Raw genomic sequence first — 18,674 nt, forward strand, 5'->3', positions numbered from 1 at the left:
GGGAGTAGGGGCCAAGTGCCCCTATCCATTCTAATTCCTGCCATGCTTGGGACAGCTCATCTGCCAAAGCTGATTGCCGCATGTAAACAGCTTGCACCTCTGGAGATCATCGTAATTTCGAAAAGGACCCTGGAACTTGGCTCAGGTGTTCGCGTCGTTCTTGCAGAAGCAGTTGAGAATCTGTTCGGATGGCGGAGAGAGGCTGCCAAGCATGCAAGAGGGAGTGTCCTACTTTTTCTCGGCGAAGAGCAAATCGATTCGCTGTCTGGATTGCAGCGCTTCTTGTTCCCGGTTTTATATGGAAATGCACAGGTCGTTTTGTCACAGCATGATACTCGGATCAGGAGGATGACAAAACCACGGCCCATCCACAGTTTTTCCCTGCTGGTAAATAACCTCTTCGGTCGCTCTGACCTGCGTGAAGCTTCCTTGCTGGACACACCTCACGCGATGACCAGAGAGGCACTTTCCAAAATCGGAGTGGAACAGTTGGCACAGCCTGTCCAAGCGCACAAGCGGGCGGTTGTGAGCGGGCTATCCATTACAACACAAACGATTGGAATGGGAACGGAAGATCGGTTGTTTTTGCCCCAGCTTCACGGTTCGTTGCTCAAAGAGCTCTCTTTGTATGAAAAGCTGGTGATTGCCGAACAGCTTGATCTCGTCTCGCGTCTTCCTTTTCGCGGCGGACTGTCCGATGGAGGCAGGCGAAGAGATATAGCAGAGAATGTGAGCGGTAAAAACAGTGGTATGCCTGTTACGCAGGTAGGGAAAAGGCCCTTGCGACAAACAACTCTTTACGGTGGGAAAACGGTATCCGTGATCATTCCAGCCCTTAACGAGGCAGCGACGATCCAGCAAGTGATCCGTGAAGTTCTTCGACTGGAGCCAGTTGAAATTATCGTGGTCGTCAATGGCTCGGTTGATCAAACAGCACAGCTTGCTCGTGAATGTGGCGCGACGACCGTAGAGTTCCCATATGCATTGGGCGTTGACACAGGACGAGCAATTGGGGCAAGTCTGTCGAAAGGCGACATTCTGCTGTTTGTCGATGCGGATATGATCATGACCGCCAATGATCTGTACCCATTTGTTCTCGCGTGCGAGTGCGGCGTGGATGTGGCCCTGAATGATGTTTCCGCATTTTTGAATCACCCTTGCCCAGACAACGTCTTTGTGGCTTGTCGCCAAGCTCTCAACTTGGCTTTGAATCGTAAGGATTTGGGGATCGGGTCTATGGTGACAGTCCCCTTTGCCTTACGCAGGGAAGCGGTTGCTCCGCTCGGGTGGCACATACTGCTTTGCCCGCCAAAAGCACAAGCAGCATACGCACAGGCAGGTGTAAAGATGGAATTGGTTCATCAGGTGAACAGCTTCACCTCCAACCGACTCCGGCCAGAAAAACACTTCGCTAGCTCCGGAATGCCCCCTGCCGTCGAACAGATTGTGGGTGACCACGTGGAAGCCTTGCAATTTCTGGCGAAAGGACGGTAGCGAGGATGCGATGTGAAAACAAGAAGACTGGAAGGAGGGAATGAAAGTGGCAAAACAGCGAATAGAGGGTCTCGTTAGTGTCGTCATTACCAATTTCAATAGGGCTGCTTATATACGAGAGTGTCTGAACAGTATCCTTCAGCAAACCTATGAAAATTGGGAAATGATCCTGATTGATGATGCTTCGACGGATCAATCGGTAGAAGTCGCCAGAGAGTGGCTGGAACAAAATGAAAGGTATTTTCCAGAAGACAATCAGGTGCTGATTCATGCGCTCCCTCGTAATGTTGGCTTTGCGGGTGCCATCAACATCGGACACTACATGAGCCGAGGTGAGTTCATCGCAAATCAGGACTCGGATGATTTCTCTCATGTCCTGCGCCTTTCGCGGCAGGTTGAGTATTTAAAAAGTCATCCCCAGATTGATTTGGTCGGTACGAATTATTACGCATTTTCGTCCGATCACCCGGAACAAAAGGAGCTTGCAACATGGATCAGGTACGGCGATGACATTCGCAAGGTATATGGGAGCGGCGGACACTGTGTCTGTCACGGAACCTGTATGTTTTGGGGGCGCTTGTTTGATCAGGTTGGTGGCCCAACTCGTCGGATCGATGGTGCAGAAGACTACGAATTTATCGCCAAAGCCTTGAATGCGAGAGCAGGCGTCAACAATATCGAAGAAGCGTTGTACTATTACCGAATCCACGCTGAGCAGCGTTCGGCGCAATATTATCGGAAAAAGGGGGTGTGAAAATTTGAATAGCAGTAATGATCGCATTTTGATGGTGCTGGATAATTTGGGGACAGGCGGAACCGAGACACATGTTCTCAGCATAGGCAAAGCGTTGCAAAAAAAGGGCGCCCAACTGTTTTATGCTGGCGGGAACGGCCCCCTCTATCAAGAGTTTGTCGATGCAGGTTTTTTGGTTGAACGAATCGAATCCGCACGGGACCCCCTCTCGGTAGGCAGGCAGCATTTGATCGAGAGTTACCAGGGGGTTATAAAGAAGCATGGCATTAGCATCGTCCATGTGCATCAGACTCCTTCAGGTTTACTCGCCGCTACTGCCGCTAGTGAGTTGGGCATACCCGTCGTATTTACCTTGCATGGCACGTACTATCCAAAGGATGAAGCGATAAAAGTGGCGCAGCTCTGTTCCGCTGTCATCAGTGTGAGCAAACCTGTCCAACTATTCTGGGAAAAGCTAGGGGTGAAAACCACACTCATTTCCAATGGGATTGATGTGGATGAATTCCGGCCTGATTCTGCAAAAATGGTGAAGCTGCCTTCCTTGCCGTCTGATGCCACAGTGGTTACGTATGTCAGCAGGCTGGCTTGGCAAAAAGCGACGGTGTGCAACATGGTATTGCGAGCAACCAAAACGTTGCGCAGTGAAATCCCCAATTTGCATATCGTGGTGGTGGGCTCGGGTGCTCAGTCCATTCATGTACATGAGCTGGCAAAAGCGTTGAATAAAGCAGCAGGGCAGCCCTATATCCACATTGTGGGGGAGCAAACCGATGTCCGACCGTATTACGCAATCAGTGATTTGGTGATTGGAACAGGCAGGGTCGCACTCGAAGCGATGGCGTGCGAAAAGCCTGTGCTTGCGATCGGAAATCATGGCTACGTTGGGTTGGTCGCGCCTTCGTCTTACGATTTGGCTTGGGACTGTTACTTCGGCGACCATTCCTCTGTGCAGAAGCCGTCTCCTCAGTTGATCGACAGTGCTCTGCGTCAAGCATGCCGCGACCGGAGTCAACTGAAGGAAATAGGAGGTCTAGGAAGAGCGTGGGTCCAATCTAATTTTCATATCACGCAGAAATGTGCCTCCTTGCTTACCATCTACACTCAAGTGAAGAGTGGGGGAGGTCAGACGAGTATGAAAAAAGTTTTGTATGTAGGTTGGCTAGGGTTCAAAAATTTGGGTGACGAACTGATGTGGGATGCTTTTCACGATTTGTCCCGCAAATATCTCGACCCAGCAAAATACAAGGTGATTCCTTCGCTGCCAGGGGTTGACCTCAACGATTTAAGCGAATATGACACCGTTGTTTTGGGGGGAGGCTCGCTTCTCGTTCCTGGTTATGTGGATGTAGCTTATCGTGCTGTTGAACAGAAAAAGCGGCTATGGATCTGGGGGAGCGGATTCGACTCACAGGATAAGGTGCAGCTCGATTCCTCTGGCACATTGACTACCAAGCTCATGACAGGCAACGAAAAGATGAGCCAGATGCTGAAAAAAATCGCCGAACACGCTACGTTCTTTGGTGTAAGAGGACCGGTTACTCTTCAATACCTTCAGCAAGCGGGAGTAAGCGACAAAGCATGGATCAGCGGAGACCCGGGGATGCTGCTTCTCCCTGCATCATCAGCAGCAGAGGCAGACAAAAGCAAGCGATTAACCATTGGTATCAACTGGGGGACATCCTATAATCGCATCTATGGGAAAAACGAGAACGCTGTAGAGGATGCGCTGGTGCATGCAGCCAAGAGGCTCATCAAGTTAGGCTACGATATTCATTTGCTGACGATGTGGGGACCGGATCGGGAAGCCATAAAAAGACTGCACAAAAAAATCGGCGATCCGACGCATACGATCCTCGACTTGGAGCTGCACGACCATTCAAAAATGCTGGAGCTGATGAAAGGTTTTCAGGCGACGATTAACTTTAAGCTGCATGCCAATGTGCTGAGTGCCGCTGCCGGAGTTCCGTTCGTCTGCTTAGCGTATCGCATCAAAAGTATCGACTTCGCTTACTCCTTGGATCTACCAGAGCTCCTCGTCTCAACAGACGAACCACAATTAGGCGACCGAATTCTCATCTGTACCTGGGAAGCAATCGCACGCAGGGAGCAGATCGCAGCAAAAATAGCAGCCAGTCAAAAAAAGATGATGGAGAATTTGGAGCAGCCGTTTATCCAAGGTCTGCTGTAAATCAAAAGGGGACCTGTGATTCGCTACAGGTCCCCTCCTTCATTCATGAAAAGGGATGAAAATCAGTACTCACCGTGCTCCCGCAAGCTGGTTACAGGCACACTCATCTCCTGATCCGGCTGGTTGAGCGGGTAAATCCTCGCCATGTCGTTGTCATCATCGATGTGCTGGATGTATACAGGTATTCCATCGCAGGTAACATTCGCCATAACGGGTGAAGCGGCGATTTCTTTCGCGCGCTGTTTATTCATTTTAATTCCTCCTGTCATTCGTAACAGCATTAATATGTACGTCAACCCAGCAAGGTATACTTTTTGCGCCTGTTGACATTCCCTAAAATATGTAATAAATTGAAGGGGAAATTACTACGAAATCGTACTAAAAGGAGTCACCGGTATGCAGCAACTATACGACCTCTTTCTGAAAACCGGTTTGCGCCCGTTTGCCTTTATGTCTGATACGATGCAGCTGGAAGAAAAACTGACTCGCTCTGATTTGTCGACACTCCTCATATTGCTGTTCCGCGGAGATTTGACCATGTCAGAGCTGGCTGCAGAGATGGGGGCGCCGCTTAGTTCGATGACCAGCATCGCGAAACGGCTTGAACGCAAAGGATACATCGCGAGGGCTACCTCTGTAGAGGATCAACGGGTGAAGCTCGTCACACTGACACAACCAGGCAAACAGCTCGCAAAAGAATCGGAGCAAATGATGCTGACGATGCTGGGCAGGCTTCAGGAAGCATTTACACCGGAAGAAATGGAGCAATTCACTCCCCTTTTACTCAAGGCAGCCAAGGTATTTCAGGAGGGAGACCCTGTCAAGCCTCGTGAAACAAAGGCTCGTTCCATCAAGATCAACATTGAGGAATAGTCCGTTCGAGCCTGCTTCTTTTTTTGTCTAATTACTACGAAATCGTATTAAATGGATCGTGAAGGGGAGAGTCGAGATGAGAATCATCATCTACACCGGCAAAGGTGGGGTTGGGAAGACGAGTGTTGCAGCAGCAACAGCTGTTAAGCTGGCAAAGCAGGGAAAGAGGACGCTCGTACTCAGTACGGATGCCGCACACAGTTTGGCTGATTCATTGGGGACTGTGATCGGACCAGACCCGGTATCAATCAGCGAAAATTTATGGGGCCAAGAAGTAAACAGCTTGCGGGAAACCGAGCGCAACTGGGGGGCAGTACAGGGATGGCTGACAACACTGCTCGACAAAGCACAGCTGACTGATATAACAACGGAGGAAATGCTCGTTTTTCCTGGCATGGAGGAATTGTTCAGTTTGTTGCAGATCAAGGAACACGCCATGAGCGGGCAGTTCGACGTCCTGGTAGTGGATTGTGCCCCCACTGGGGAAACACTGCGTCTGCTCAGTTATCCGAACGTATTGAATTGGTGGTTGGAGAAAATTTTTCCGACGGAGCGCAAGCTGATCAAACTCGTTCGCCCAGTGGCCAAGATCGTCAACAAAGTAGAACTTCCTTCTGATGATGTACTAGACAGTGTCGAGCAGCTCGCTCGAGGGCTAGAGGAAATGCAACGAATTGTTTTGGACCCGGAGATTACATCAGTGAGGATCGTAGTAAACCCAGAAAAAATGGTGCTTGCGGAAGCAAAGCGCTCGTTTACGTACTTGAATCTGTTCGGGTTTAATACCGATGCCATCATCGTGAATCGGGTGCTTCCGGATGAAGCGGGAGAGGGATTTTTTGCCCACTGGCGAGAGCTGCAACGAAAGTATGAGAACGAAATCGTGGAAAACTTTCAGCCGTTGCCGATTTTGAAAGCACCGATGATGCCAAAAGAAGTGATTAGGCTACCCATTCTAGAAGAATTGGCTGATATCGTTTTTGGAACAGAAGACCCATCCGCCATGCTTTATCAGGGCAGGACGGAACTGATTCGAGAAGTGGACGGCGAGCTACATTTGGAGCTGATGATTCCTTTTGTGGATAAAGATACCTTGGATTTAACACAAACAGGGGATGAATTGACCGTAAATGCGGGTGCCTACAAGCGAAAAGTCATCTTGCCACGAGTGTTAATGGGACGACAGGTTACGGGAGCGAAATATGCGGAAGATCGACTGATCATTCGTTTTAGCGCAAGGGAAGGGGCTGTCCAGCATTGAGACGTACTGGATTGAATAAGGTGCTGACGATTCTCGGGAACATGGAACAGCACGGAACCAAGCGACATGTGAAAAATGCCTACAAAGAATGGTTACTCGCATCGCGGTCAGTGATCGACAGCGTGATTGATGCGTTACAGGATGAACAAGACCGTCCGAGAGCTCATAAAATCAACATTTCTAAAGAATAAGCCAACTTGAGAGGAGAGAAATGAAATGGTAAGTGGGATCAAGCGCCAAATGGGTTTCACTCTTATCCTGACAGGACTGCTGCATACGGTTGTCGGTCTCTTTTTCTACGCGGAGCCACTTCAGCAGATCGTCGCAAACGGCTTTTGGAATGCGGTAGGTCAGGAAGAAGATGCTGCTTTCTGGTTTATGATGTTTGGCTTTTTGTTGATTTTGCTCGGATATATGGCGGATTGGCTGATGAAAAAGAAGGGAATGGAGCCGCCGGCTACCTTCGGGTGGACGATTCTTGGCATATGCGTGGTCGGGGTGATTGCCATGCCTGTATCGGGCTTCTGGCTAGCCTTACCACAGGCAGGCATCCTGCTGCGCAAGTGATGTAAGAAATTTGCGGATAGGTAGATGGTTCAGATAAAATGAATGTAACCATTTTCCATATGTTTCAATATCCGAGGTGATTTTCATGAACTTTTTAGATGCAAATAACCAATGGACCCCAGAGTTTTTGGAACACATCCAAACATCCGCAAAATCATCCATCAAGCTCACACTGACGAAAGAAGCGGCTACCTTAACGGATAGCAAGGTAGGCGGAAAGCCTTGGCTGCCGCCACAAATGCCATACCCACAGGATGAAGATGGGAACGACTACTTGTTTATCGCACAAATCAACTGGGCGCAAATGCCACGCCTCGATGGCTACCCCGCTAGTGGATTGACCAGTTTTTTTGTCAAGGAGGATGACACGTTCGGATTGATGGACCAATCCTTTCAAGTGCTTCATTTTGAAGAGGTCATTGACACACAGGAAATAGACCCATTTCAACCAGAGGACCCTGACGTGTACAGTCCGGTACTAGGTGGGCCATACAAACTGAGAGGAAAGCTAGAGTCGCAGTACGTCCCTCATCGAGATCCACAGGCGGTGAATTTTCAGCTACCTACCGACGAGGATGAAGTGGCCTACTCGAAATATTGGGACCTCGCCGATGCAAGCGGGTCTCGGATCGGAGGATATCCCTACTTTACCCAAGGAAAAGTGAATCAGAATGGCTGGGAGCTGCTCCTTCAACTTGATATGGAAGGCGACAATTACGATTACTATGTCTCGTGGGGAGATAGCGGAGTGGGCAACTTCTTCGTTCGCAGGGAGGATCTGCTTCGGCTGGATTTTTCAAAGGTTTCGTATACATGGGATTGTCTATAAAAGAAAGATGGGGATACAACGATGGAGCACATACATGACGTCCAAAGCTTACTCAAAGAATCGCAAAAGACCAGAGTGAAATACTTGTTCTTTTGGGGACATTCACAGAAGGAGACAGGTACTATCGACAAATCATGCTTCAGCCAATGGTATCCGGCTGCTTTTGTAGAGGATGGCATCACGTACTTGACCGCTGAGCATTACATGATGGCGAAAAAGGCTGAACTGTTCGGTGATCTTGCCATCCGTGATGAAATACTCAGAAAGAACCATCCAAAACAAGCGAAGGAATTGGGACGAAAGGTTCATTCCTTTGACGATACTGTGTGGAATGCGAACAAGACGGCGATTGTACGCCAGGCAAACCTATTAAAATTCAGCCAGCATGCCGATTTGAAAGCTTACCTCTTGGACACAGGTGACCGCATTATTGTCGAAGCGAGTCCTTATGATCGGGTATGGGGGATCGGGATGGCCCAAGATCATCCGCATGCAGAACAGCCCGAAAAGTGGCGGGGAGAAAACTTGCTCGGTTTTGCATTGATGGCAGTCAGGGAGCAGCTGCGTTCGTGATCCAGATTACCAAAATCGGAGAAGAACCCGTCGAGCAGGTTTCCTATAGGGACACAAGTGCTGAACGCGGATGGGAAGTTATTTGTCTTTACGCGAAAAAGTGGTTGAGCAGACGTTGCGCTGCCAACCACTTTTTTCTATTACTGAACGGAAAATGCTTTTTTTACCTGATCAAGCGACATGACCATTTGCCCATACAGCTTGCCGTCTGGAGTTGCGGGGTCATACGGATTGGACTGGGGCAAGGAGACAGCGTAGACGAGCCCATGTGTTTGTGCTAGTACATCACCCAGCGGAGGTCCTTCCATTTTGGACAGGTGATTCCAATGTGGTACCGTCATGACAAAAATGGTGAGGATTGAGGATTGCCCTTCCTTTCGCTGATTAGGAGCGAACATAAAATGCGCTTCGTATTTCGTCGGCACATCCAGCTTGCCCTCCAGTGGCTGTTGGCGAGGGGGACGCTTCGTCGTCGATGAGAACTCCTCCACGATGTAATTTCCTGTCCAAGAGGGAGGAATGGTAAACGAAAATGTCTCGGTGATCGGGATCGGCACCTTGAACTGATTGTTTATGGTTCGACCTTTGATCTCATCGGTTGTCGGTCTTTTCACTTCCGGCTCAGGGTCAGATGGAGCCGCTTGCTGTGGTAGTGGTGCTGCTTGTGGACCTGGCAGCGAACAGGCGGAGAGCAGAAAAATAATGATGAGACCTACATAGAAGTATGTTGCTACTTTCATCACGGTCCTCCTTGATGTATAAAACACTCCCGTTTATTCATTCCACGCGGGAAGGAAAACTATTCCATATTCCTATCATGAATATTTATTCAATAAAACATATTTTTCTTGAATATCAGAAAATATATAATTATAATTTAAATCAGAAATCATTTCCGGTATTCGGAAAAACTAATACGCAATTCATCCGGGACATAAATGGGGGATAGCAGGATGATTGAGGTTAAGCAGCTTGTCAAATCTTTTGGCCCGTTAACCGTGTTGAAGGGCGTTACGCTCACGGTGGAAGAAAAGGAAGTTGTCGTCTTGCTTGGAGCCAGTGGTTCAGGTAAAAGTACTTTGCTCCGATGTTTGAATTTTCTGGAATTTTATGACAGCGGAGAAATTCGAATCGGTGGTCAGCAGATTGATCCACACAAGACGAATCTGAATCAGTTCCGCGCCGAGGTCGGCATGGTTTTTCAGCACTTCAATCTGTTTCCGCACAAGACCGTTTTGGAAAACTTGATCGAGGCACCTGTTCACGTCAAAGGGATGAATGCAGCAGAAGCCAAACAATTAGCGTACGAGCTCCTGAAAAAAGTGAATATGCAGGATAAGGCCGATGTCTACCCGGACATGCTCTCCGGTGGACAAAAGCAGCGGGTTGCCATCGCCCGGGCACTGGCAATGAAACCGAAAATCATGCTATTTGATGAGCCTACCTCCGCACTCGATCCCGAGCTTGTTGGTGAAGTGCTACAGGTCATGAAGCAGCTCGCCAAAGAAGGAATGACGATGATCGTAGTGACGCATGAAATGGGGTTCGCTCGTGAAGTAGCAGATCGGGCAGTGTTCATGCACGATGGGCAAATCCTGGAGCAAGGACCGCCGAGAGAATTCTTTGAAAACCCGCAGCATGATCGTACCAAGCAGTTTTTAGGCAGCATCCGGTAAAATCCGCTAAATATAGAGATGAAAAACAGGGGGAATCACCAATGAAAAAACGTGCGAAATGGTCCGGAATTTTGTTGTCCACTGTTCTAGTAGGCTCGTTGTTGCTCTCTGCTTGTGGATCACAGGAAAGTGCACCGGCAACAGGTGGACAAGCTTCTGGAGACGGGGGAAAGAAAGATTTTACGTACGCGATGAGTGGTGTGTACAAGCCGTTTAGCTTCAAGGAAAACGGGCAACTGACTGGCTTTGATGTAGAGATCGGACAAGCGCTGGCAGAGAAAATGGGCATGAACGCAATGCCGATCACCAATCCATTCGAAACGATCATCCCTGGTCTGGACGCGAAAAAATACGACGCTGTCATTGGGAGCTTGACCGTCACACCAGAACGTCAAAAAGCCGTTCTGTTCACCAATCCATACTATCGTTCCGGTTCACAAATTTTCGTGCAAGAGGGTAATACAACGATCAAGGGCAAAGAGGATTTGAAGGGCAAAAAGATCGGCGTCGTGAAAGCATCCAACTACTTGGATTGGGCGAAAAAGCTGACCGATGAAGACAAAATCACTCAATATGATAGCGATATCACCGCTTTGCTCGATCTGCCGACAGGACGTCTCGATGCGGTTATTACGGACCAGGTAGTTGGCTTGCGATTCATTAAAGAAGGCGGCGGAAAAGTGATTGATGTAGGTGAACCGCTCAGCTTTGACGAGCAAGCGATTGCTGTGCGCTTGGGTGACCAGGAGGCAGTGGATCGGATTAACAAGGCGATGGATGAGATTGTCAAAGACGGCACCTATGAGAAGATCAGCCAAAAATGGTTTGGTCGCAATATCCTGCAAAAACAGTAAGTGGGCAACGGGGTGTCCGTGATGGACGCCCCCCTTTTAACGCTTCATGTGAGGAGGATTGAACGTGATCATTGATATTTTCCTATCCAGTTATCCCCTTTTTCTTAAAGCGACATGGCTCACGGTTCAGTTAACGGCAGTTGCCCTGATGCTCGGTTGTGTGGTAGGTCTTGTCATCGCCTTTTTCCGGATATCCGATTCCAAAGCATTGAACTACATCGCGCACACCTACATTACCGTCATTCGCGGAACGCCATTGATCGTACAAATTTGTATTCTGTACTTTGGCTTGGCGAATATGGTCACGCTGTCGCAGTTTTGGGCAGGGGCCATCGCGCTGGCCGTTCATAACGGTGCGTATATTGCGGAAATCTTCCGCGGCTCCATCCAGTCAATCGACCGCGGGCAAATGGAAGCGTCTAGGTCACTCGGAATGTCGTACCCGTTGGCGATGCGCAGAATCATTTTACCGCAGGCGTTCCGTCGGGCGATCCCATCGCTTGGCAATCAATTTATTATCGGATTGAAGGATTCATCGTTGGTCGCCTACGTAGGGATGCAAGATTTATGGGGAACCGGTCTCGGTGAAGCAGCTTCCAACTACAAGCAGCTCGAGACGTACATGGTTGTCGGTTTGTACTATCTCGTACTGATCATGATCTTCTCGTATTTTGTTAACAAGCTGGAAGCGCGGCTGGCTACAGGAAAAGCCCCCAAAAAACAAACGAAAGACAATAGTAGCGTGGCAGCGTAACTTTTTGTCATGGAGGACGAAAGAAGGATGGTTCAATCAGTCGAACGGGCGATGAAAATTATTCGGGTACTGATTTCAGACGAAAAACATGCTTGGCCGATTTCGGAGCTGGCGAGCGCAACGGGTCTACCAATCAGTACGCTCCACCGTTTTCTCGAATCCATGATCCAGTTCGGATTGGTTGAGCAGGACCCAGTCACCAAGCATTACAAGCCGGGATATACGTGGATGGAAATCGGATTTATCCTGCATGAAAAGCTGAATCTGCGGGCTGTAGCGAGACCTTTCATGGAGGAGCTGGCAAATGAAGTCGAGGAGAGTATCTTCCTCAACGTATTGGCGGGAGCGGATTCGATGCCGATCGAAAAAGTAGAAAGTCCACTGAAAATACGCATAGACGAGAACCTAGGGGAGCGGATTCCTCTCACAATCGGTGCCCCTAGCAAAATCATTCTCGCGTATTTAAAGCAGGATGCGATTACAAGAGTCGTTTCCGCCCAGCTTGCGCCAGACAAGCAGCCGTCATTTTTGGAGCAGCTGAGCGAAGCCAAGAAAAGTGGCTATGCGATCAGCTACGAGGAGAAGACGGAAGGCACCATGGCAGTCGCTGCTCCGATCATCGGCTACGGAAATCAACTCGTCGGAGCGCTCTCGATCAACGCCCCGTGCTTTCGGGTGACAGAAGATCGATTGCCCCTACTCATCGAAAAAGTGAAACGCCAAGCTACGACGATTTCGGCAAGAATCGGCGGAGCATAAGCAAACCCTCCATTCCAGCATCTGTTGGTGGAGGGTTTGCTTTTTTTAATAGTAACCATTGGATCTTTCAATTTTTTCGCCCTGAAGAACTGTGTTAGTGTGAAAGAAACAGTGGAGAGGGGAGATAGACATGTTTCCATTTCGCGTCATAAATCAGGAAACCACGGAAGATGTGCTGGATATGGCCAGCGTGATTGAAGTGGTCGAGCAAGCCTATCAAATGAAATCGAGTCAGCAGGCGACGTTGTTTCCGCTCATTTTTCATGAGTTCGTAGAAGGTAGAGCCGACATGGATATCAAATCCGGTCATTTGCCACAAGCCGATATATTTGGACTCAAGCTCGTCTCGTGGTTCGGTGACAATGACAAGAAAGGCCTGCCGCAATTAGTTGGTACGGTGATGGTATTGGACAGCCAAACTGGCGTACCGCAGGGGATTTTGAGTGGAGAGCACATTACTTGCATGCGCACGGGAGCCGCAGGTGGTATCGGTGCAAAATATTTGGCACACCCTGAATCAGAGAACCTGTTGATAGTAGGGACGGGGCACCAGGCTCCTTTTCAAATCATGGCGACCTTGATGACGATGAAGCAGATCAAGCGGGTGTACATTTGCAATCCGCGATCACCAGAAAAGGCGCAAAGCTTTGCCGCCAAAATCAAAGATAAGTTGATAACCAAATTCGTCTCCAAGTATACGGGAGAAGAGTACGAGGGGTATGCAAGCCGTTGTGACGTGAAGTTTATCTCGGTGGACAACCTCGAAGAAGCGACAAGGCAAGCAGACATCATTATTACGGCAACCCCTTCACGTGAACCAATGATCCAAGAGGAGTGGGTGAAGCCGGGGACGCATATCACCTGCATCGGGGCAGATATGGAAGGAAAACAGGAGATCGATGAACGGCTTTTTACAAAAGCGCGCGTCTTTGTGGATGATATCGGGCAGGCAGTACGTGTGGGAGAGACGAAGGTAGCTGTAAAAAAAGGGTTGATAGCAGAGAGCGATATTGAAGCGGAGATCGGCAATGTGATCCTCGGACTTGCAGGTGGAAGACAGAGCACAGAAGAGATCACGATTTTTGATAGCACGGGTATCGCGCTCCAGGATTTGCTGACGGCTAACCACATTTTGAAAGTAGCGGATAAGCGGGGCGTAGGTACGATTGTCGATCTGTAGAAAAGAAAGCTAGAACATAAGGAGAGGAACGACCTATGAGAATTGCACCCTTTAAAGTAGAAGAATGGATGAATGCCTACGAGATGGAGGCCGTTTACAACATTGCCGAAACATGCGTCGATTCGCTGACGGTAGAAGAGTTGATTCGCCTTTCCGATGAGCCGGAAGATTTTTTCCGCGAGATCGCCCAGAAGAAGCTAACGTACGGTCATATCGAGGGTTCGCCGGAATTCCGTAGCCTCGTCGCGAGTATGTATCAGACGATGAAGCCGGACAATATTTTGGCGATGAACGGGGCAATCGGAGCGAATTTTCTTACCTTGTTCTCGCTCGTTGCGCCTGGTGACGAAGTCATTACCGTTCATCCGACGTATCAGCAAATTTATTCGGTACCGGAGTCGTTCGGAGCGCATGTCAAGCTGCTCAGACTTTTACCGGAAAATGATTTTCTGCCTGATCTGGATGAGCTGCGCTCGCTCGTTACAGACAAGACCAAGCTGATCTGTATCAACAATCCGAACAATCCATCCGGAGCTTTGATGGGTGAAGGGTTGCTGCGAGAAATCGTAGAAATCGCCCGCTCCGTTGATGCCTACCTGCTGTGTGACGAGGTGTATCGAAATTTGCACCAAGACCTGGAGGTTGTGGTGCCATCTATCGTCGACTTGTACGAAAAAGGGATTGCGACAAGTAGCATGTCCAAAGTATTTTCATTGGCGGGCTTGCGTCTGGGATGGATTGCAGCGCCTCAGGATGTGATCAAGAGCTGCTTCCAGCACCGCGATTACACCACCATCAGCTGCGGAATGCTGGATGACATGCTGGCTGTCCATGCACTGAAAAACCGTGACAAGATTATGGAGCGCAACCTAAAGATCGTGCGGGACAATCTACAGATTCTCGATGAGTGGGTAGCGAAGGAGCCGCTGGTCTCTTACGTCAAGCCGCAGGCAGGAACAACCGCAATGCTGAAGTACGAGCTGGATATCCCTTCGGAAGCGTTTTGCATTGACCTGTTTAAAACGACAGGGGCGTTTTTGACACCAGGCAGTTGCTTCGACATGGAAGGGTGGTTACGAATCGGGTACGCCTGCTCGACGGAAGTGCTTCAAGTAGGTCTATCAAAAGTATCGGAGTTTTTGGAGTCACGCAAATAAGGGATAAAGTGGGAGAGGGAGTGTCTCTTCGGTGGAAGAAAAGAGGCACTCTTATCCTAGTATTCTAGCATTCTGGCATTTCTGATCACGATACCTAACTGGGGGGATATCATGAGTCAGCTTAATGTGGATTTGCAGTCGAAAAAACAGAGGAAGCTGTGGGAAGTCAATGTGTTCGCGTTACTTTTTGCCGTGATTGCGATTGCGGTCATCCTGACGTACATTTTGCCTGCTGGAGAATACGGACGAGTCGAGGTAAACGGCAGGAGTGTCATTGATCCACAGTCGTTTCAGTGGATCGAATCATCTCCAGTCAAGCCACTCGGACTGGTAAACAGCGTGCATACCGGTTTGGTGGAAGCCTCAGGCATTATCTTTTTTGTATTAACAATTGGCGGAACATTCGGTATTTTAACGGCTACTGGCGCGATTGAAGCTCTCATAGTCACACTATCGCGTCTACTCAGGAATCAAGAGAAGTGGCTGATTCCAATCATGATGCTGTTTTTTGCGGCAGGAGGCTCGCTCATGGGAATGGCTGAAGAAACATTACCCTACATTGCGATCATGATTCCGCTGGCGATTGCTCTTGGTTTTGATGCAATGACTGGTGCTGCCATTGTACTGGTAGGAGCGTCGGTCGGTTTTACATCTGCACTAATGAATCCGTTTACGGTGGGGGTTGCCCAAGGCATCGCCGAGCTGCCCACTTTTTCGGGAATGGGTTATCGAATTACTGTTTTTGTCGTGATGTACTTCGTATCGACTGCATTCGTCCTGCGGTATGCGTTGAAAGTCAAAAAAGACCGTTCGCAGGGCTTCTTCGGATTGTTTGAAGGGAAAAACACGGCGGAGCTTTTGCGTGAAGATTTGAAGTTGACGGCTAGACATAAAGGAATCTTGGCTTGCTTTGTTCTCAACTTTGTCGTGTTGGTCTTTGGTGTCATTCAATATGGCTGGTATCTTACTGAGCTATCCGGAATCTTTCTATTGCTGGGCATCATCATCGGAATCGTGGGAAGACTCGGCATCAACGAAATGGTAGACAACTTCATGAAAGGTGCTGCTGGCCTGATAGCCGGGGCCTTGGTCATTGGAGTTGCACGGGCAGTTGTTGTGGTGCTTAATGACGGTCACATACTAGATACGATTCTTTACTATTCTGCTGGTGTCTTGAATCAATTGCCTAGTGCACTTACAGCGTTTGGCATGCTCATCCTCCAAAGCGTGATCAGCTTTATTGTTCCGTCCGGCAGTGGAATGGCTGCTTTGACCATGCCGATCATGGCGCCTTTGGCAGAATTAGTTGGCGTTACGCGTCAAACCGCGGTTCTTGCCTATCAGTTCGGAGATGGCATATCCAATATTTTTATTCCGACATCAGGCTATTTCATGGCTGGTTTGGCCTTGGCTGGTATCCCGTGGTTGCGTTGGATGAAATGGATTATGCCGCTGATTGTGATGCAATACGGGATTGCGACAGTCGCTGTCGTAGTTGCGCATCTGATTGGTTATGGACCATATTGACGGGAGGAGATCATGAATGGCACTTTGCACACCAATTCTTGCAAAATGGGCCATCAGTGAACGGCGATACTTGCATCAATATCCAGAGCTGTCTGGTCAGGAGTATCAGACAGCGGCCTATGTTCGGAAGTATTTACAGGAATGGAAAATTGAACTGATCCCATGTGAGCCGCCGAATGTGGTCGGCATTTTGCGGGGGACGGATGGAAAGAAAACCATTGCGTTAAGGGCGGATATGGATGCACTACCGATCGTTGAAGGTGGAGAGAAGCCGTATCTCTCGAAAAATGAAGGTGTCGCTCATGTATGCGGTCATGATGGACATACGGCCATTTTGCTAGCAGCAGCCAAATGGCTCTCGGAAAACCGCGCGGACGTAGCACCAAATGTGCTTTTTCTATTTCAATCCTCAGAAGAAATGCTCCCTAGTGGAGCGCAAGCTATCGTCCGTCAAGGTACGATTGATGATGTGGACGCTGTCTTTGGGCTGCATCTATGGCAGCCTCTTGAGAAAGGAAAGATCGGAATCAGTATGGGCGCGATGATGGCGTCAGCTGATGACCTGCGCATTGTCATAACCGGACGTGGAGGACACGGCTCGATGCCGCACGAAACAGTCGATCCGATCTATGTGGCCAGTCAGGTGATTAACGCGGTACAAGGAATCATAGCGCGCTGTGTCAATCCGATCGAACCTGCGGTGATTTCCATCTGCCGGATGGAAGCTGGCTCTACCTATAATATCATCCCGAATCAGGCCGTTTTATATGGAACACTGCGGGCGCAGTCAGAAAAGACGAGGCAACTCTTGGCTCGCGAGCTGAAGCAGACGATTGGAGCATTGTGTTCGGCATGGGGCGCAGCTGCCGAAGTCATGGTAGATTGGGGGACGCCGCCTGTTGTCAACGATGAGCGGATGAGCCGATTCGTTGCTGACGTCGTAGCCGAGCAATTTGGCGAGAGCAGTCTTGCTGATGTGGAGCCGGTTATGGGTGGTGAGGACTTTTCTTACTATTTGGAGCGCAAGCCTGGCAGTTTTATTTTTATAGGAATGCGTGGAGAAAAGAGCAGCTATCCCCACCATCATCCGCGGTTTGACATTGATGAGGATGTTATTCCGACTGCTGTTGAACTATTGATTCAATTAGTGAAAAGATTTTAACAAGGGGGAGTAGTTCATGTCGTTGTCTGTATCCTTTCTCGATATTGTAAAAGCTCACAAGAATCTCAAGGGACAGGTTATCCATACCCCGTTAATTTCATCACCCGCGCTGTCTGCCATCGCAGATGCTGATGTATGGATGAAGCTGGAATGCCAGCAGAAAACAGGATCATTCAAGGCGCGCGGTGCGCTTAACAAAATCGCATCTTTGACGGAAGAGGAGCTGGCTCGGGGCGTTATTACCGCTTCAGCAGGAAATCATGCACAAGGTGTCGCGTATGCGGCTTCGTTAAAAGGCGCGTCGGCCCTGATCGTCGTGCCAAAAACAGCTCCCGAGACCAAAAAAGCGGGCATCAAGCGCTACGGTGCGGAGTTGGTCGTGTATGGAGACAGCTATGATGACGCAGAAAGCCATGCCTATGAGCTGGCGAAAGAAACAGGGCGCACGTTCGTTCACGCCTTTGAAGACAATGCGATCATAGCAGGGCAAGGAACGGCAGCCCTGGAAGCTCTTTTGGAAGAGCCGGATTTTGACGTCATTCTCGTACCTGCTGGCGGCGGAGGGTTAATTTGTGGAGTCGCGCTCGCAGCAAAGGCAATCAATCCGGATGTGATGGTGATTGGGATTCAGACACATGCGTCTCCACCATGGTATTATTCGTTCCGCGAAAAGCGCTTGGCGGATGTGGTATACAGTGATTCGCTTGCGGACGGTCTTCATGGGGGAATCACCCAAGGTAACCTGGACTTGGCTCTGCAAATCGTCGATGACTTCCTGCTCGTGGAGGAAGAACATGTTGCGCAAGCGATGAGCTGGCTGGCAAAAGAGCATCACCTGATGGTGGAAGGCTCAGGGGCGGTAGGTATCGCTGCACTCATGCAGGGAACGGTACCCGATCTGGTAGGGAAAAAGGTGCTGACGATTGTGAGCGGCAGTAATGTAGATGCTGGCAAGCTGGCGGGGATCATAGGGAAGCACGCATAGGGAATCGGTTGAACATAGAGCCACTCTCGGCTACACTTTTTCTAACAAAGTTTGTTCAATAAGTCGTCTTTTTGAACATGC

The 18,674-nt window shown here is 49.3% G+C and carries 20 protein-coding genes; 18 read left to right on the plus strand and 2 right to left on the minus strand.

Translation table 11 applies throughout. The features are described from left to right. The first annotated feature begins 15 nt into the window (after nt 1-15). From HP399_RS07935 to HP399_RS07945, 3 genes are read left to right on the plus strand one after another with little or no spacing between them, the layout of a single operon-like run. On the plus strand, nt 16-1,494 hold the full coding sequence (locus tag HP399_RS07935; RefSeq protein ID WP_228088478.1) for a glycosyltransferase: 1,479 nt from the start codon (nt 16-18) through the stop codon (nt 1,492-1,494). A gap of 46 nt (nt 1,495-1,540) precedes the next feature. Then, the gene (locus tag HP399_RS07940; protein ID WP_173618819.1) at nt 1,541-2,248 is read left to right on the plus strand and encodes a glycosyltransferase family 2 protein; all 708 of its coding nucleotides are present in this window, start codon (nt 1,541-1,543) and stop codon (nt 2,246-2,248) included. 4 nt (nt 2,249-2,252) lie between these two features. After that, entirely contained in the window at nt 2,253-4,436 is a 2,184-nt protein-coding gene (locus HP399_RS07945) for a polysaccharide pyruvyl transferase family protein (protein WP_173618818.1), read from the plus strand. Between the two features lie 62 nt (nt 4,437-4,498). Here the strand turns inward: HP399_RS07945 and HP399_RS07950 are convergent, their stop codons facing one another. Further along, nucleotides 4,499-4,687, minus strand: coding sequence for an H-type small acid-soluble spore protein (locus HP399_RS07950; RefSeq protein ID WP_173618817.1), 189 nt, complete (start codon nt 4,685-4,687; stop codon nt 4,499-4,501). A gap of 145 nt (nt 4,688-4,832) precedes the next feature. On the opposite strand from HP399_RS07950, the gene HP399_RS07955 reads away from it, so the two are divergent. The 6 genes from HP399_RS07955 to HP399_RS07980 all read left to right on the plus strand — a co-directional run bounded on the left by HP399_RS07955 (nt 4,833) and on the right by HP399_RS07980 (nt 8,539). After that, the gene (locus HP399_RS07955; protein WP_173618816.1) at nt 4,833-5,309 is read left to right on the plus strand and encodes a MarR family winged helix-turn-helix transcriptional regulator; all 477 of its coding nucleotides are present in this window, start codon (nt 4,833-4,835) and stop codon (nt 5,307-5,309) included. 76 nt (nt 5,310-5,385) lie between these two features. Further along, nucleotides 5,386-6,570, plus strand: coding sequence for an ArsA family ATPase (locus HP399_RS07960; RefSeq protein ID WP_173618815.1), 1,185 nt, complete (start codon nt 5,386-5,388; stop codon nt 6,568-6,570). Then, complete coding sequence (locus HP399_RS07965; RefSeq protein WP_173618814.1) at nt 6,567-6,761, plus strand: hypothetical protein; 195 nt, start codon at nt 6,567-6,569, stop codon at nt 6,759-6,761. The genes HP399_RS07960 and HP399_RS07965 overlap by 4 nt, the downstream gene beginning before the upstream one ends. Before the next feature lie 25 nt (nt 6,762-6,786). Next, nucleotides 6,787-7,137, plus strand: coding sequence for a DUF6463 family protein (locus tag HP399_RS07970; protein ID WP_173618813.1), 351 nt, complete (start codon nt 6,787-6,789; stop codon nt 7,135-7,137). Nucleotides 7,138-7,222: 85 nt separating this feature from the next. After that, nucleotides 7,223-7,966 (plus strand): YwqG family protein, encoded by a 744-nt coding sequence (locus HP399_RS07975; protein WP_173618812.1) that lies wholly within the window; start codon nt 7,223-7,225, stop codon nt 7,964-7,966. Between the two features lie 21 nt (nt 7,967-7,987). Beyond that, entirely contained in the window at nt 7,988-8,539 is a 552-nt protein-coding gene (locus HP399_RS07980; protein WP_173618811.1) for a riboflavin biosynthesis intermediates N-glycosidase, read from the plus strand. 140 nt (nt 8,540-8,679) lie between these two features. Here the strand turns inward: HP399_RS07980 and HP399_RS07985 are convergent, their stop codons facing one another. After that, entirely contained in the window at nt 8,680-9,279 is a 600-nt protein-coding gene (locus tag HP399_RS07985) for a hypothetical protein (RefSeq protein ID WP_173618810.1), read from the minus strand. Nucleotides 9,280-9,492: 213 nt separating this feature from the next. On the opposite strand from HP399_RS07985, the gene HP399_RS07990 reads away from it, so the two are divergent. The 9 genes from HP399_RS07990 to HP399_RS08030 all read left to right on the plus strand — a co-directional run bounded on the left by HP399_RS07990 (nt 9,493) and on the right by HP399_RS08030 (nt 18,593). Beyond that, nucleotides 9,493-10,215, plus strand: a complete 723-nt coding sequence (locus HP399_RS07990) for an amino acid ABC transporter ATP-binding protein (protein ID WP_173618809.1) — start codon at nt 9,493-9,495, stop codon at nt 10,213-10,215. 41 nt (nt 10,216-10,256) lie between these two features. Further along, nucleotides 10,257-11,069: an ABC transporter substrate-binding protein gene (locus HP399_RS07995; protein ID WP_173618808.1), complete on the plus strand. Its 813-nt coding sequence runs from the start codon at nt 10,257-10,259 to the stop codon at nt 11,067-11,069. Nucleotides 11,070-11,133: 64 nt separating this feature from the next. After that, entirely contained in the window at nt 11,134-11,823 is a 690-nt protein-coding gene (locus HP399_RS08000; protein WP_173618807.1) for an amino acid ABC transporter permease, read from the plus strand. A 27-nt stretch (nt 11,824-11,850) separates the two neighbouring features. Beyond that, a complete protein-coding gene (locus tag HP399_RS08005; protein WP_173618806.1) occupies nt 11,851-12,582 on the plus strand; it encodes an IclR family transcriptional regulator in 732 nt (243 codons plus the stop codon). Nucleotides 12,583-12,712: 130 nt separating this feature from the next. Continuing rightward, nucleotides 12,713-13,762: an ornithine cyclodeaminase family protein gene (locus HP399_RS08010; RefSeq protein WP_173618805.1), complete on the plus strand. Its 1,050-nt coding sequence runs from the start codon at nt 12,713-12,715 to the stop codon at nt 13,760-13,762. A gap of 35 nt (nt 13,763-13,797) precedes the next feature. Next, entirely contained in the window at nt 13,798-14,919 is a 1,122-nt protein-coding gene (locus HP399_RS08015; protein WP_173618804.1) for an aminotransferase, read from the plus strand. 111 nt (nt 14,920-15,030) lie between these two features. After that, the gene (locus HP399_RS08020; RefSeq protein ID WP_173618803.1) at nt 15,031-16,446 is read left to right on the plus strand and encodes a YfcC family protein; all 1,416 of its coding nucleotides are present in this window, start codon (nt 15,031-15,033) and stop codon (nt 16,444-16,446) included. Between the two features lie 16 nt (nt 16,447-16,462). After that, nucleotides 16,463-17,608, plus strand: coding sequence for a M20 metallopeptidase family protein (locus HP399_RS08025; protein WP_173618802.1), 1,146 nt, complete (start codon nt 16,463-16,465; stop codon nt 17,606-17,608). Between the two features lie 16 nt (nt 17,609-17,624). Beyond that, nucleotides 17,625-18,593, plus strand: coding sequence for a threonine ammonia-lyase (locus HP399_RS08030; RefSeq protein ID WP_173618801.1), 969 nt, complete (start codon nt 17,625-17,627; stop codon nt 18,591-18,593). The last annotated feature ends 81 nt before the right edge of the window (nt 18,594-18,674 follow it).

The organism is Brevibacillus sp. DP1.3A (assembly GCF_013284245.2).
GTDB lineage: Bacteria > Bacillota > Bacilli > Brevibacillales > Brevibacillaceae > Brevibacillus.

Excerpts from the sequence above, each read along its gene's own strand:
- HP399_RS08030 (WP_173618801.1), top strand. The coding sequence starts at position 17,625 with ATGTCGTTGTCTGTATCCTTTCTCGATATTGTAAAAGCTCACAAGAAT.
- HP399_RS08005 (WP_173618806.1), top strand. The coding sequence starts at position 11,851 with ATGGTTCAATCAGTCGAACGGGCGATGAAAATTATTCGGGTACTGATT.
- HP399_RS07970 (WP_173618813.1), top strand. The coding sequence starts at position 6,787 with ATGGTAAGTGGGATCAAGCGCCAAATGGGTTTCACTCTTATCCTGACA.
- HP399_RS07995 (WP_173618808.1), top strand. The coding sequence starts at position 10,257 with ATGAAAAAACGTGCGAAATGGTCCGGAATTTTGTTGTCCACTGTTCTA.
- HP399_RS07955 (WP_173618816.1), top strand. The coding sequence starts at position 4,833 with ATGCAGCAACTATACGACCTCTTTCTGAAAACCGGTTTGCGCCCGTTT.
- HP399_RS07985 (WP_173618810.1), bottom strand. The coding sequence starts at position 9,279 with ATGAAAGTAGCAACATACTTCTATGTAGGTCTCATCATTATTTTTCTG.
- HP399_RS08010 (WP_173618805.1), top strand. The coding sequence starts at position 12,713 with ATGTTTCCATTTCGCGTCATAAATCAGGAAACCACGGAAGATGTGCTG.
- HP399_RS07990 (WP_173618809.1), top strand. The coding sequence starts at position 9,493 with ATGATTGAGGTTAAGCAGCTTGTCAAATCTTTTGGCCCGTTAACCGTG.
- HP399_RS08015 (WP_173618804.1), top strand. The coding sequence starts at position 13,798 with ATGAGAATTGCACCCTTTAAAGTAGAAGAATGGATGAATGCCTACGAG.
- HP399_RS07975 (WP_173618812.1), top strand. The coding sequence starts at position 7,223 with ATGAACTTTTTAGATGCAAATAACCAATGGACCCCAGAGTTTTTGGAA.
- HP399_RS07980 (WP_173618811.1), top strand. The coding sequence starts at position 7,988 with ATGGAGCACATACATGACGTCCAAAGCTTACTCAAAGAATCGCAAAAG.
- HP399_RS07950 (WP_173618817.1), bottom strand. The coding sequence starts at position 4,687 with ATGAATAAACAGCGCGCGAAAGAAATCGCCGCTTCACCCGTTATGGCG.
- HP399_RS08025 (WP_173618802.1), top strand. The coding sequence starts at position 16,463 with ATGGCACTTTGCACACCAATTCTTGCAAAATGGGCCATCAGTGAACGG.
- HP399_RS08020 (WP_173618803.1), top strand. The coding sequence starts at position 15,031 with ATGAGTCAGCTTAATGTGGATTTGCAGTCGAAAAAACAGAGGAAGCTG.
- HP399_RS07960 (WP_173618815.1), top strand. The coding sequence starts at position 5,386 with ATGAGAATCATCATCTACACCGGCAAAGGTGGGGTTGGGAAGACGAGT.